General features: G+C 66.5%; 14 protein-coding genes. 3 read left to right on the top strand and 11 right to left on the bottom strand.

Annotated elements, in window-relative coordinates:
- Nucleotide 1: 1 nt before the first annotated feature.
- From msrA to WKW77_RS22575, 10 genes are all read right to left on the bottom strand, one after another.
- A complete protein-coding gene (gene msrA / locus WKW77_RS22620; protein WP_340359121.1) occupies nucleotides 2-733 on the bottom strand; it encodes a peptide-methionine (S)-S-oxide reductase MsrA in 732 nt (243 codons plus the stop codon).
- A gap of 111 nt (nucleotides 734-844) precedes the next feature.
- On the bottom strand, nucleotides 845-2497 hold the full coding sequence (gene groL, locus WKW77_RS22615) for a chaperonin GroEL (protein ID WP_340359120.1): 1653 nt from the start codon (nucleotides 2495-2497) through the stop codon (nucleotides 845-847).
- A gap of 48 nt (nucleotides 2498-2545) precedes the next feature.
- A complete protein-coding gene (groES, locus tag WKW77_RS22610; protein ID WP_340359119.1) occupies nucleotides 2546-2836 on the bottom strand; it encodes a co-chaperone GroES in 291 nt (96 codons plus the stop codon).
- A 176-nt stretch (nucleotides 2837-3012) separates the two neighbouring features.
- Nucleotides 3013-3423 (bottom strand): FHA domain-containing protein, encoded by a 411-nt coding sequence (locus WKW77_RS22605; protein ID WP_340359118.1) that lies wholly within the window; start codon nucleotides 3421-3423, stop codon nucleotides 3013-3015.
- A 117-nt stretch (nucleotides 3424-3540) separates the two neighbouring features.
- The gene (locus WKW77_RS22600) at nucleotides 3541-3954 is read right to left on the bottom strand and encodes a hypothetical protein (protein ID WP_340359117.1); all 414 of its coding nucleotides are present in this window, start codon (nucleotides 3952-3954) and stop codon (nucleotides 3541-3543) included.
- On the bottom strand, nucleotides 3951-4115 hold the full coding sequence (locus WKW77_RS22595) for a hypothetical protein (protein WP_340359116.1): 165 nt from the start codon (nucleotides 4113-4115) through the stop codon (nucleotides 3951-3953). The genes WKW77_RS22600 and WKW77_RS22595 overlap by 4 nt, the downstream gene beginning before the upstream one ends.
- Nucleotides 4116-4231: 116 nt before the next feature.
- Nucleotides 4232-4621 carry a hypothetical protein gene (locus WKW77_RS22590; RefSeq protein WP_340359115.1) on the bottom strand — a complete coding sequence of 130 codons (390 nt, stop codon included), beginning with the start codon at nucleotides 4619-4621 and terminating at the stop codon, nucleotides 4232-4234.
- An 87-nt stretch (nucleotides 4622-4708) separates the two neighbouring features.
- On the bottom strand, nucleotides 4709-5341 hold the full coding sequence (locus WKW77_RS22585) for a response regulator (protein ID WP_340359114.1): 633 nt from the start codon (nucleotides 5339-5341) through the stop codon (nucleotides 4709-4711).
- 106 nt (nucleotides 5342-5447) lie between these two features.
- On the bottom strand, nucleotides 5448-7103 hold the full coding sequence (pgm, locus tag WKW77_RS22580; protein WP_340359113.1) for a phosphoglucomutase (alpha-D-glucose-1,6-bisphosphate-dependent): 1656 nt from the start codon (nucleotides 7101-7103) through the stop codon (nucleotides 5448-5450).
- A 78-nt stretch (nucleotides 7104-7181) separates the two neighbouring features.
- Complete coding sequence (locus tag WKW77_RS22575) at nucleotides 7182-8780, bottom strand: phospholipase D-like domain-containing protein (RefSeq protein ID WP_340359112.1); 1599 nt, start codon at nucleotides 8778-8780, stop codon at nucleotides 7182-7184.
- A 117-nt stretch (nucleotides 8781-8897) separates the two neighbouring features.
- On the opposite strand from WKW77_RS22575, the gene WKW77_RS22570 reads away from it, so the two are divergent.
- Nucleotides 8898-11009 (top strand): TonB-dependent receptor domain-containing protein, encoded by a 2112-nt coding sequence (locus WKW77_RS22570; protein WP_340359111.1) that lies wholly within the window; start codon nucleotides 8898-8900, stop codon nucleotides 11007-11009.
- Nucleotides 11010-11031: 22 nt separating this feature from the next.
- Complete coding sequence (locus WKW77_RS22565; RefSeq protein WP_340359110.1) at nucleotides 11032-11664, top strand: phosphoribosyltransferase; 633 nt, start codon at nucleotides 11032-11034, stop codon at nucleotides 11662-11664.
- A 78-nt stretch (nucleotides 11665-11742) separates the two neighbouring features.
- Here the strand turns inward: WKW77_RS22565 and metK are convergent, their stop codons facing one another.
- Complete coding sequence (gene metK / locus WKW77_RS22560; RefSeq protein WP_340359109.1) at nucleotides 11743-12924, bottom strand: methionine adenosyltransferase; 1182 nt, start codon at nucleotides 12922-12924, stop codon at nucleotides 11743-11745.
- Nucleotides 12925-13103: 179 nt separating this feature from the next.
- Here metK and WKW77_RS22555 point away from each other — a divergent pair, with 179 nt between their 5' ends.
- A complete protein-coding gene (locus WKW77_RS22555) occupies nucleotides 13104-13994 on the top strand; it encodes a lysophospholipid acyltransferase family protein (RefSeq protein ID WP_340359108.1) in 891 nt (296 codons plus the stop codon).
- Nucleotides 13995-14049: the final 55 nt, after the last annotated feature.

The following is a 14049-nucleotide window of genomic DNA, read 5'->3' as shown; positions in this document are numbered from 1 at the left end:
ATCAGGCACCGGCGCCCACCAGAACAGGCTTCACGCGATAGCGATCCGGAAACACCCGTTTCAGGTTGTCGACCTTCGGCAGGTCGTTGTACGAGATGTACGGATGGTCCGGGTTGCGGGTCATGAAGTCCTGGTGGTAGGCCTCCGCCGGGTAGAAGGTCTTGAGTGGCTCGATCGTGGTCGCGATGGGCTTTCCGAACACCCTCGCCTTGTCGAGTTGCGCGATGTAAGCCTTGGCGATGCGTGCCTGCTCGGGGTTCGACGCGAAGATCGTCGAGCGGTATTGCGTGCCGACGTCGGGCCCTTGCCGGTTGAGTTCGGTCGGGTTGTGCGCGACCGAGAAATAAATCTGCAGGATTCGCCCGTAGCTGATCTGCTTCGGATCGAAGACGATCCGGACCGACTCCGCATGGCCGGTGTTGCCGATGCTGACGGCGTCGTAGGTGGCCGATCCCTTTTCTCCGCCGGCGTAACCCGAGACGGCGCTCGCCACGCCATTCACATGCTGGAACACGCCCTGCACGCCCCAGAAGCAGCCTCCTGCCAGGACGGCCGTCTCCGATGCGTTGGCCGAGGCCGGGTCGTCCACGGGCGGGGGGATCACGACCGCCTTTTCGGCCGCCAGCGCGACGCCTGAAGGCCAAGCCGCGAGCGAGGCGACAAGCGCCAGCGCGAGGATCGCGGGGCGGCGCGAGATCGCGGCCGCGGCGTGGGATCGAATGCATGTGTTCATCGCGTGTCTCCTGAAAGTCCAGTGTGAGCGCTTTTCGCAAACCGTGCGGGCGAAAAAAAACCTCGCGGCTTTCGCTGCGAGGTTTTTCGTTGGCTGGAAGCCGGGCGTGAATTACATGCCCATGCCGCCCATGCCACCCATGCCGCCCATGTCGGGCATGCCGCCGCCGGCAGCGGATTCTTCCTTCGGTGCTTCGGCGACCATGGCTTCGGTCGTCAGCAGGAGGGAAGCGACCGAGGCTGCGTTCTGCAGCGCGGTGCGGGTGACCTTCGTCGGGTCCAGGATGCCCAGCTCGAGCATGTCGCCGTAGCTGTCGTTGGCGGCGTTGAAGCCGTAGTTGCCCTTGCCGGCCAACACCGCGTTCACGACCACCGAGGCTTCGCCGCCGGCGTTGTTCACGATTTCGCGCAGGGGCGCTTCGATGGCCTTCAGGACCAGCTTGATGCCGGCGTCCTGGTCGACGTTGTCGCCCTTGATCTTGTCGCCCACGGCTTGCTTGGCACGCAGCAGAGCCACGCCACCGCCAGCCACGACGCCTTCTTCCACTGCAGCGCGGGTGGCGTGCAGGGCGTCTTCGACGCGAGCCTTCTTTTCCTTCATTTCGACTTCGGTGGCAGCGCCGACCTTGATCACGGCAACGCCGCCAGCCAGCTTGGCCACGCGCTCTTGCAGCTTCTCGCGGTCGTAGTCGCTGGTGGCTTCTTCGATCTGCACGCGGATCTGCTTCACGCGGGCTTCGATGTCGCCGTTGGCGCCAGCGCCGTCGATGATGATGGTGTTTTCCTTGCCCACTTCGATGCGCTTGGCTTGGCCGAGGTCAGCCAGCGTCACCTTCTCGAGGGTCAGGCCCACTTCTTCGGCGATGACCTTGCCGCCCGTCAGGATGGCGATGTCTTCGAGCATGGCCTTGCGGCGGTCGCCGAAACCAGGCGCCTTGACGGCCACGACCTTCAGGATGCCGCGGATCGTGTTGACCACCAGCGTCGCGAGGGCTTCACCTTCGACTTCTTCAGCGATGATCAGCAGCGGACGGCCAGCCTTGGCGACCTGTTCCAGCGTCGGCAGCAGGTCGCGGATGTTGCTGATCTTCTTGTCGAACAGCAGCACGAACGGGTTCTCGAGGATCGCGCTTTGCTTTTCGGGGTTGTTGATGAAGTAGGGCGACAGGTAGCCGCGGTCGAACTGCATGCCTTCGACGACGTCGAGTTCGCTGTCGAGCGACTTGCCGTCTTCGACGGTGATGACGCCTTCCTTGCCGACCTTGTCCATCGCGTCAGCGATGATCTTGCCGATGGTTTCGTCGCTGTTGGCCGAGATCGAGCCAACTTGCGCGATTTCCTTCGACGTCGTGGTGGCCTTCGAAGCCTTCTTCAGCTCTTCGACCAGGGCCGCGACGGCGCGGTCGATACCGCGCTTCAGGTCCATCGGGTTGATGCCGGCGGCCACGTACTTGAAGCCTTCGCGAACGATGGCCTGGGCCAGCACGGTCGCGGTGGTGGTGCCGTCACCGGCGTTGTCCGAGGTCTTCGAGGCCACTTCCTTCACGAGCTGGGCGCCCATGTTCTGGAACTTGTCCTTGAGTTCGATTTCCTTGGCGACCGACACGCCGTCCTTCGTCACCGTGGGGGCGCCGAAGGAGCGCTCGAGCACCACGTTGCGGCCCTTGGGACCGAGGGTGACCTTGACGGCGTTGGCGAGGATGTTCACGCCTTCGACCATGCGCGCGCGGGCTTCGCCGCCGAAGACTACGTCTTTTGCTGCCATGTGATTTCTCCGAGATTCAGTTGATGTGGGGGATGAAGGAGGAAGGAATTACTTCTCGACGACCGCGAAGAGGTCGTCTTCCTTCATGACCAGGAGTTCGTCGCCGTCGACCTTGACGGTCTGGCCGCTGTACTTGCCGAAGAGGACGCGGTCGCCGACCTTGACGCTCATCGCGCTCAGTTCGCCCTTGTCGTTCTTCTTGCCCGGGCCGACGGCCAGGACTTCGCCTTGATCCGGCTTTTCGGCCGCGTTGTCGGGGATCACGATGCCCGAGGCGGTCTTGGTTTCGCTTTCAATGCGCTTGACGATCACGCGATCGGCCAAAGGACGAAGTTTCATTGCATCTCCTGATAAGAAACGGGGGTTGGGTTCGGCGCGAGCACCGGGCCTGCGCCGCATCGTGGAGGGGGGCTGTTGTTAGCACTCAACTCCAACGAGTGCTAATCATAAGGGCGTTTTGTGTCGTTTCAAGGCCGGCGCGGCCGACTTGCCCGGTGAGGGCGACGATTTCTGAATCAGGGTTTGCCCGGAGTGGTGATCGGCGGTTCGGGTGCGGTCGGGGCGTCTTCCGGGTCGGGATTCAGCAGCAGTCGCGGCTCGGTGGACACCCGCTCGGCTTCGACGTGGCTGAATTCCTGGTCGCCCGAGACGAAGCGCATTTCGTAGCTGCCGAGCCTGATCGTGTCGTCGTGGACGAGCAGCTGGCTTTCGACGCGGTAGTCGTTGACGAAGGTCCCGTTACGGCTGCCCAGGTCCCGGATGGTGACGAACGCCGGCTCGACCGTGATCACTGCGTGGACGCGGCTCGCCTGCGGGGAATCGATGACGATGTCGTTCCTGGGACCGCGGCCGAGCGTGTTCTCGTTGGGGCTGAGCGTGATCTGAGTGGTTTCGCCGGACAGCGTCGTCAGCATCAATTGCGGCATGTCGGGGGTTCTGGATGGGGGTGCAACTAGTTCTTTTTTCTTCTGCCGATGATTTCACAGCCGGCCGGCCGATGCACGTGGTCGGATATGTCGGTCCGGAAATGCGGCCGGGGCGCGTCAGCCCGGCGTCCGGTGCCGAGGCCGCTTGAGGTAGGCGTCGCGCACGACCAGCGCCATGGTCTCGACCGGCGTGAAGACCAGCGAGGCGCCCGCGAACACGGCAAAGCAGAAGTCGCCGAACATGAAGATCGGCTGCGGGTCCGGCTGGGTCAGAAACGGGCTGAGCACGATCGCGTGGATCACGAAGAGCAGCAGGTTGGTCGCGACGGCCGCCATCAGCAGCCGGCTGCGGAACATCGCGGAACAGATCAGCGCCTGCACGGTGGCGGCGGCCAGGAGCGCCAGTCCCATCGGATATCCCGACGCATAGCCTTGCAGCCCCAGGCCTGCAATGAGGAGCGACGCGGCGGCGAGCAATGCCGACTTGCGCCGCACCGAGGCCATGGCGGCCACCGGCCGCGGGGATCTCATCGGCGATGCGGCGCGCCGCGGATGGCGTCGGTGGACCGGACCAGCTGGAGCCGCAGGGCCTGCCCAAGATCCGAACTGCTCCAGGCATTGGCATGGTTCACCAGCCAGCCGCACATCAGCACCATCCCGAGCACGCCCAGCGTGTAGAGGTCAGTTTCCATGGTCCGCATCCCTCACGAGTCCGATGGCGGCAGTCTGCTTCGCGCCGGCGGGATTGGAAATCGGCCAATCGACCGGTGTTGTGACCCGAAGGCCTACAGCTTTCGTCATCGCCAGCTCATGTCTTTGCCGTGCCGCCTTTGTGAAGCGACCTGGCACGCTCCTTCTGGATCGCCTTCAGATGCTCGATCTGGGCCGGGCAGTCCGACTGTGCGCCGATGAGCACCACCGGGTTGCGTCGCAGCGCGGTCACGGTCTTCTCGACCTGCGCGGGGTCGCGATGCCGGGTGACGAGGCCGGCGGCGACTGCGGCTTTCGATTGCTTGTAGAAGGACTTCTCGAAAGCAGGGGTTCCGCAACGGGCTGCGATCACGCGGTAGTCGGCTTCGAGCTGCTCGCTGGACTCTGCCGAGATGCCCGCCGCGCTCGTCGTCTGGGCGAGGACGAGCCGAGGCCCGGCGGCAGCTGCGATCGAAAGGCAAATGACGAACAGAAAGCGCACGGTCATGAGAAACCCCGCATTCGCTGAAAAGCGCCTGCGGGGTGAGAGTGGGTTTGGGCCACGGGAGTTGCAGTGCCAGTCCGATCGACGGCTTCAGCTGATCAGCTGGTTCTTGAGCGCGTAGTAGGTCAGGTCGCTGTTGGAGGTGAGGTTCATCTTCTCCATCAGCCGGCTGCGATAGGTGCTCACCGTCTTCACCGACAGCGAAAGCGCCTCCGCGATGCTGCCGGCGGTCTCGCCGGTCGCCAGCTTGAGGAAGACCTGGAACTCTCGCTCCGACAACTGTTCGTGCGGTGCCGCGTCGCTGTTGCGGTCCAGCTGACGCGCGAGCAATTCGGCCACGGCCGGCGTGATGTAGCGGCGGCCCAGGGAAATGGTCCGGATGGCCTCCACGATCTCCATCGGATCGCACTCCTTGTTGAGGTAGCCGCTCGCGCCTTGCCGGATGAGGTTCATCGCGTAGTGCTCTTCCGGATAGCCGCTCAGGATCAGGATGCCGGTGTCGGGCGCCTTGGCGCGGATCATCGCGATGGCGTCGATCCCGCTCTGGCCCGGCATGGACAAATCCATGACGAGCACGTCGATCTCGTTGGATCGCACGAGATCGATCGCTTCGCGCCCCGTCGCGGCTTCCCCCACGACGCGGAGATCGACGTGCTGCGAGAAGAAGTCGCGCAGGCCCGTCCGCACGATGGCATGGTCATCCACGATACCGATCTTGATCATTGCTTTCCTCCAGTAGTGGCGCAGTGAGGATGCACCTGATCAGTGGCCCGCATGCGTCTGCCGCAGCCCCGAACGCACGTAGGAAAGTAACGACTCGTTCCGCAGGTCAGGAGGCGGGCGCGATCGCCGCGTCGACGATGGCCTGCGCTTCGCCGAGGATGCGTTGCAGGTGTTCGGCGCTGCGGAAGCTCTCGCCGTAGACCTTGTAGATGTTCTCGGTTCCGGAAGGCCGCGCGGCGAACCAGCCGCCTTCGGAGACCACCTTGATCCCGCCGATCGCGCCGCCGTTGCCGGGCGCCTGGCTCAGCACGCCGGTGATCCTGTCGCCGGCGAGTTCGGTGGCCTGCAGGCGCTCGGGGGTGAGCGCGGCCAGCTGCTTCTTCTGCGCGATGGTGGCTGGTGCGTCGATCCGGTCGGAATAGGGGCGGCCGAATTCGGCGGCGAGGTCGGCGTAGTGGGCGCCCGGGTCGCGGCCCGTTCGCGCGGTGATCTCGGCCGCGAGCAGCGCGGCCGTGATGCCGTCCTTGTCGGTGGTCCAGACCGAGCCGTCGCGGCGCAGGAAGGTGGCGCCCGCGCTTTCCTCGCCGACGAAGCCCAGCGAGGCGTCGAGCAGGCCATCGACGAACCACTTGAAGCCCACCGGAACTTCATACAGCCGGCGGCCGAGGCGCGCCGCCACGCGGTCGATCAGCGCGGTCGAAACGGCGGTCTTTCCGACCGCAGCCTTCGCCGGCCACTGCGGACGGTGCTGAAAGAGATAGTCGATGGCCACCGACAGGTAGTGATTCGGCTGCATCAAGCCGGCGCTGCGGGTGACGATGCCGTGGCGGTCGTGGTCCGTGTCGCAGCCGAAGCCGACATCGAAGCGGTCCTTGATGTCGAGCAGGCGCTGCATCGCGTACGTGGAAGACGGGTCCATGCGGATCTGGCCGTCCCAGTCGAGCGTCATGAAGCCGAAGCGCGGGTCCACGGTCTCGTTGACCACCGTGAGGTCGATGCCGTAGCGCTCGGCGATGGCGCTCCAGTAATGCACGCCGGCGCCGCCCATCGGATCGACGCCCATGCGGACCCCCGCGTCGCGGATTGCCGCCAGGTCGATCACGTGTTCGAGATCGCCGACGTAGCCGTCGAGGTAGCTGTGCCGATGCGTCGTCGGTGCGCGCAAGGCGTCCGCATGCGGCATGCGCTTGACGCCGCCCAGCCGCTGTTCGAGATAACGGTTGGCGGCGGATTCCACCCAGCTGGTGATGTCCTGCGCAGCAGGTCCGCCGTTCGGCGGGTTGTACTTGAAGCCGCCGTCGCGCGGCGGATTGTGCGAAGGCGTGACGACGATGCCGTCCGCGAGGCCCGACTGCCGGCCCCGGTTGTACGTGAGGATCGCGTGCGAGAGAGCGGGAGTCGGCGTGAACTCGTCGTTCGCGGCCAGCATGACGTCGACACCGTTCGCCGCCAGCACTTCGAGTGCGCTCTCGCCCGCGGGCCCGGAGAGCGCATGCGTGTCGATGCCCAGGAACAGCGGCCCAGAGGTCGCATGCGCCTTGCGCCAGTCGCAGATCGCCTGCGTCATGGCGAGGACATGCCATGCGTTGAACGACTGCTCGAAGGAGGTGCCGCGATGGCCCGAGGTGCCGAACGCCACGCGCTGCGCCGGCAGAGCCGGGTCCGGAACCCCGTCGTGATAGGCCGCGATCAGGCGGTCGACGTCGGTGAGGGTCTCGGGGGGGGCCGGCTTGCCGGCGAGGGGACTGATTCGCGAGGCCATGCTGTGCGCCCTGTGTCAAAGGTCCAAGTGGAAGCGATCATCGACCCGACCAGGCGAAAAGTCGAGCGCAGCTCCACGCTAGAGCAGATCGGTCGGCACGAACCACGAGAACAGCAGCAGCTTGAGCTGAACCAGCGCATTGGCGTCCGGCTCCTGGTCCAGCACGATGTTCTCGCCATCGGTCGTGACCCACTGGATCGAATCGGTGCCCGGCCGCAGCCGGACTTCGTAGACGCTCTCGACGTTGTCGATCTGGAAGGCCTCGAGCAGGCGATGCGCGACGTCGTAGCTGTCCAGGCGCACGCCGAGTTCGGTGTTGAGGTAGGCCGAGCGCGGATCGAAGTTCAGCGAACCGACGAGCGCCCATTCGCGATCGACCAGCGCGAGCTTGGCATGGAGTGCGCCGCGCGACTCCCGGAAGACCTTGCGCAGGTTCAGGCTGCGCTTCATCTGCTCCGAGCTCACCTCGTAGAGCGACACGCCCAGCTTGAGCATCTCGACGCGGAAGCGGTTGTAGTTGATGTTGACCAGCGGCTCGTCGGTGTCGGCCAGCGAGTTCGTCGCCACCGTGATGCGGATGCCCCGTGCGCGCAGCCGTGCGATGCGTTCCATGCCCGCTTCGCCCGGGATGAAGTAGGGCGAGATGATGTTGATCTCGGAGCGGGCCTCCTCGAACATCGCGCGCATGCGCTCGGCCACGGTCGGCGGGCGGTGCTGGCGGGGGTCGTCGCCGTCGGTTGCGACCAGCGCCTTGTTGGGCGAATCCGCGATCGCTGTTGCCAGCGTCGGACTCAATTCCAGCTTGCCTTGGGCGATGGCGAGGCTCACGGGCGGGTCGCCGAACATGTCGGCCTCGGGCGTGGCGGGCGGAAGCGGCGCCTCTGCGGCGGAGGTGATCGTGTCGAACCTTGCACGCAGCGCCGCGGGCGGCTTGGCGCCCTGCACGATGTCGTGCAGGGGATAGACGACCTCGCTGTTCCAGTAGTTGTCGAAGATCGTCTGCAGCTCGGCGACGACCGGGCCGGCCAGCATCACGTCGAGGTCGATGAAATTGGCGCCGCTCGCGCGCAGGAAGTACTCGTCCGCGAGGTTCCTGCCACCCACGACCGCCAGCGCGCCGTCGGCGATGAACAACTTGTTGTGCATCCGGTGGTTGAGCCGGCGAAAGTCGGCCGCGAAGTTCATCCAGCGTGTCGCGGTGTGCTCCCTTCCGGTCACGAAGGGGTTGAACAGGCGGATCTCGACGTTCGGATGAGCCGCCAGGCCCAGCAGCATCGGGTCGAGATGGGCGGTGTAGAAGTCGTCGAGCAGCAGCCGCACCCGCACGCCGCGCGTCGCGGCATCGCGGAGTTCGCGCGAGATCAGCTTGCCGGTCTTGTCATTGCCGAGCAGGTAGTACTGCAGATCCAGCGACGACCGGGCATGGTGGATCAGCGCAAGCCGTGCATCGAGCGCAAACGCGGCCTGCGGCAGCACCCGGGCGCCGGACATGCCATCGGGGTCGGTCCGGAACCCTGCGGTGAGCCGGCCCAGCTCGGTCGCCGGCGACGGCGGAAGGCCCGGCGCATACGCCGTGACCGTGCGCGGCGGGACGCTCGCGCATGCGGTGAGCAGGCACGCGAGAGCGAACGCAAAGCAGCGAAGAATCGGAACTGACGCTGAAAGGAATCGGGGCATGGCTTGCCGGAAGCTTGGCGCGGGATCGTAGCCGGCCGGGAGCGGCTCCGCTGGCCGGCGCGTCCCTAGGGTCAGTCCTCCCATCGCGACGCGGCGCGTCACCGCAGAATCGCGGCGATGAAAAGAACCCTCGCCGCGTCGGCCTGTCTTCTGTTTGCAGCACCGCCGGCGGTCTGGGCTCAGGTCGAGGCGCCGACGCTGAGCGAAGTCATCGTCACCACCCCGCGCGGTCCGGCGCCGGCTTTCGACGTGGCCGGATCGGTCGACCGGGTGGAGGGCGAGGACATCCGCGAGAGCCGCCTCGGCGTGAACCTCTCGGAAGGCCTCGGGCCGGTGCCGGGACTGCAGATCCAGAACCGGCAGAACTATGCGCAGGACCTCCAGCTGTCGATCCGCGGCTTCGGCGCGCGCTCGACCTTCGGCGTGCGCGGCGTGCGGCTCTACGTCGACGGCATTCCCGCGACCATGCCGGACGGCCAGGGGCAGACCTCCAACATCGACATCGGCTCGCTCGATCGCGTCGAGGTGATGCGCGGGCCTTTCTCCGCGCTCTACGGCAACTCGTCAGGAGGCGTGGTGCAGACGTTCACCGAGACGGGCGAGGGGCCGCCGCGGCTCGGCTTCTCGATGGCCGGCGGCAGCTTCGGCACCAGCCGCATCAGCTCGCAAGTGAGCGGCTCGTCCGGCGCGGTGGACTACCTGCTGAGCGGCAGCCATTTCTCCACCGACGGCTGGCGCGACCACAGCGAGGCGCAGCGCAACATCGTCAACGGCAAGATGGGCTTCACGCTCGACGACGGCAGCCGGCTCACGCTGATCGCCAACAGCGTGAACATCAATGCGCAGGACCCGCTGGGGCTCACGGCCGACCAGTACGCGCTCAATCCGCGCAGCGCCGCGGTCGCGACGCAGTTCAACACCCGCAAGACGGTGGACCAGACCCAGGGCGGCCTGCTGTACGAGCGCCGGATCGACTCGGCGAACGCGCTGCGGCTGATGCTCTACACCGGCGAGCGCAAGACCACGCAGTTCCAGGCCATCCCGCCCTCGGCGCAGCTGAGCCCGACGAGCGCCGGCGGCGTGATCGGACTCGATCGCGACTATGGCGGTGCCGACCTGCGATGGACCTCGCAGATGACGCTGGCCGGTCGGCCATTCGAACTGGTCGCCGGCCTCGGCTACGACGACCTGCGCGAACACCGCACCGGCTACGAGAACTACATCGGCAGCGTCGCGAACCCGATCCTCGGTGTGCAGGGCCGCCTTCGCCGCAACGAGATCAACAAGGTCCACGACGTCGACCCATACGCGCAGGCCAACTGGAAGTTCGCCGACCAGTGGACGCTCGAGATGGGCGTGCGCCGCAGCAAGGTCGATTTCGATTCGCAGGATCACTACATCGTCGGTGCGAACCGGAACGACAGCGGCAGTGCCGGCTACGAAAAGACACTGCCGGTGGCCTCGCTGCGCTACGAAGCCTCGCGCGATCTGGCGTTCTACACCTCCGTGGGCCGGGGCTTCGAGACGCCGACGCTCAACGAACTCTCCTATCGGCCCGATGGCCAGAGCGGCCTGAACTTCGCGCTGCAACCCGCGACCAACGACAGCGTCGAGGTGGGCGCCAAGGCGCGGCTCGCGGGTGGCCTGCTGACCGCCGCGGTGTTCGAAACCCGCACCGACGACGAGATCGTGACCGCCACCAACGTCGGCGGCCGCGCGACCTTCCAGAATGCGGGCCGGACCAAGCGCGAAGGCTTCGAGCTGGCCTGGCAGCACCAAACCGAGAACCACTGGCGCACGCAGGTCGCCTACACCTGGCTCGACGCGCGCTACAGCGACCCGTTTTGCGGAACTGTGCCTTGCACCGCCAGCAGCTTCGTGCCCGCCGGCAACCGCATCCCCGGCATCGCGTCGCAGATGCTGTTCGCCTCCTACGGCTGGGTGCCGCCGGAGGGCTGGCGCGCCGGCACGGAGCTGCGCGCAGCCTCCAGTATCGAAGCCAATGATCGCAACACGGTCAGCGCGCCGGGCTATGGTGTGGTTGCGCTTTTCGCCGGCTACCTGAAGCGCTGGGATCGCTGGGAGTTCAATGCCTTTGCGCGCATCGACAACCTGTTCGACAAGCGCTATATCGGCTCGGTGATCGTTAACGAAGGGAATGCCCGCTACTTCGAGCCGGCGCCGGGGCGCAACTGGACGGTCGGGATGAGCGGGGCCTATCGCTTCTGAATTCCGGCCGCGAGGAGCTCGGATGCAATACAAGGATCGGCGTGATGCCGGCCGCCGGCTCGCCGGGGCACTCGATGCCTGGCGCGGGCGGTCCGATGTACTGGTGCTGGCCCTGCCGCGCGGTGGCGTGCCGGTCGCCTGGGAAGTCGCGCACGCGCTCGGCGCGCCGCTCGACGTGCTCGTGGTGCGCAAGCTGGGCTTTCCGGGCCAGGAAGAGTTCGCGATGGGCGCCATCGCGTCGGGCGGCATTCGCGTGATGAGCGAGACGGAGGGCGCCTGGCCGGTGTCCGAGCGGCAGCTCGAAGCCATCGTGGCGCGCGAACAGGCCGAGTTGGAGCGGCGCGAACGGCGCTATCGCGCCGGACGTCCGCCCCTCGAGATGGCGGGGCGCGTTCTGATCCTCGTCGACGACGGCCTGGCGACCGGCGCGACGATGAGCGCTGCGGTCAAGGCGGCACGAACGGCCAACCCGGCCCGGATCGTGGTCGCTGTGCCGGTGGCCTCGGTCGAGGCCGTCCAGAGCGTGGGCGCGCTGGCCGACGAGGTGGTCTGCCCCTTCACGCCCGAGCACTTTCGCGCGGTGGGCCTCTGGTACGCGGACTTTGCGCAGACCAGCGACGAAGAGGTGGACCGGCTGCTGTCCGGCAGTGCCTGAGCTTCAAAGAAAAAAGCCTGCAGATGCCGCAGCATCCACAGGCTTTTCAGGGTTCGACGAGGCCGAACGCGGATGGCGTCAGAGACCGGCGGCGGCGCGCAGGAGGGCAGCCTTGTCGGTGCGCTCCCAGGTGAACTCGGGCTCTTCGCGGCCGAAGTGGCCGTAGGCTGCAGTCTTGCTGTAGATCGGGCGCAGCAGGTCGAGCATCTGGATGATGCCCTTCGGACGCAGGTCGAAGTGCTCCTGCACCAGCTCGGCGATCTTTTCGTCGGAAATGACGCCCGTGCCTTCGGTGTAGACGGTCACGTTCATCGGGCGGGCCACGCCGATCGCGTACGCGACCTGGATCTGGCACTGGCGCGCGAGGCCCGCGGCGACGATGTTCTTGGCGACGTAGCGCGCGGCGTAAGCGGCCGAGCGGTCGACCTTGCTCGGGTCCTTGCCCGAGAACGCGCCGCCGCCGTGCGGGCAGGCACCGCCGTAGGTGTCGACGATGATCTTGCGGCCCGTGAGACCGCAATCGCCCTGCGGACCGCCGATGACGAAGCGGCCGGTCGGGTTGATCAGGTACTTGGTTTCCTTCAGCCACTCCTTGGGGAGCACCGGCTTGATGATTTCCTCGACGACCGCTTCGACGAACGAGGACTTCATCTTCGTCGGCGTCTCGCTCTGGTCGGGGTGGTGCTGCGTGGAGAGCACCACGGTGTCGATGCTGTGCGGCTTGCCGTCGACGTAGCGCATCGTGACCTGGCTCTTCGCGTCCGGGCGCAGGAAGGGCAGGCGACCGTCCTTGCGCAGCTGGGCCTGGCGCTCGACGAGGCGGTGCGCGTAGTAGATCGGCGCGGGCATCAGCTCGGGCGTCTCGTCGCAGGCGTAGCCGAACATCAGGCCCTGGTCGCCGGCGCCGGTGTTGAGGTGGTCGTCGCTCGCGTGGTCCACGCCCTGGGCGATGTCGTTGGACTGCTTGTCGTAGCAGACCATGACCGCGCAGCCCTTGTAGTCGATGCCGTAGTCGGTGTTGTCGTAGCCGATGCGCTTGATGGTGTCGCGTGCGACCTGGATGTAGTCGACGTGCGCGTTGGTGGTGATCTCACCCGCCAGGACGACGAGGCCCGTGTTGGTCAGCGTCTCCGCGGCGACGCGCGAGCGGGGGTCCTCGGCAAAGATCGCGTCGAGGATTGCGTCCGAGATCTGGTCGGCGACCTTGTCGGGATGGCCTTCGGAAACCGATTCGGAGGTGAAGAGAAAGTCGTTCGCCATTCGAGAAAACTCCAGAAAAAGTGGGTTGGCGCGTTGCCAGCCTCGTGGAGCTTTGGCGAACGCTTTAGCAGTTGGGTTTAACGTCGCCCTGCAAGTAGTTCCATAACTCGGCGACAATTCATATTCTATTCGAGCCGCGTCTGTGTTGCGCGCGCGCCGTCTTTTCACCCCCAGCTTCGATGATCACCTTGTTCCGATTGCTCGCGCGCGTGCCGCTGCCCTGGATGCATGCGCTCGGCGGCTGCATCGGATGGCTGGTCTGGTGGATGGCGCCGGATTACCGCAGGCGGTTCAAGGAAAACGCCGAAGCGGCGGGCTTCACGCCGCAGCAGTACCGCCCGGCGATTGCCGCGGCGGGCAAGATGGTGGGGGAGCTTCCGCTGGTCTGGTCGCGGCCGCAGGGGCAGAGCCTGCTGCCGCACATCGTGCGCTGGGACGGCATCGAGGCATTCGAGGCCGCGCTCGCGGCGCGAAAGGGCGTGATTCTCGTGTCGCCGCACCTGGGCAGCTGGGAGACCTTCGGGCAGGCGGTGGGCGAGCGGTTCTTCGAGACCTACGGACCCATCACGGCGCTCTTCCGCCCCGCGCGCAAGCAGTTCATGGCGGACCTGATCGCCGGCTCGCGCGACCGCCCGGGCCTGCAGACCCTGCCCACGACCGTGGCCGGCGTGCGCGGCCTCATCCGCACGCTGCGCAACGGCGGCTACACCGGCATCCTGCCGGATCAGGTGCCGCCGCTCGGGCAGGGCGTCTGGGCGCCGTTCTTCGGTCGTCCCGCCTACACGATGACGCTGCTGCCCCGGCTGGCGCAGCAGACCGGCGCCCGCGTCTTCCTGGGCGTGTGCGAGCGGCTGCCGCGCGGCGCGGGCTATGCGATCCGTTTCGAGCCCTTCGACGGCACGGCCATGAGCGATCCGAAGGCCACGCCCGAGGCCGCCGCGACCGCGATGAACCAGGGCATCGAGCGGCTGATCCGCAGCCTTCCGGGACAGTACGTCTGGGACTACGCGCGCTACAAGCAGCCGCGCGAAGAGGTCGTGACGGCCGACCGCCCGAAGGGCGCCGCATGAGGCGCCGGGCCGCCCCAAGGCGAATACCGCAGCGCTGGTTTGCGGAGGTTGCCCA

It is taken from the genome of Variovorax ureilyticus (genome assembly GCF_037889935.1).
GTDB classification, from domain to species: Bacteria; Pseudomonadota; Gammaproteobacteria; order Burkholderiales; family Burkholderiaceae_C; genus Variovorax; species Variovorax ureilyticus.
The sequence above is the reverse complement of the archived record's forward strand: the minus strand, read 5'-3'. Positions and strand labels throughout refer to the sequence as shown.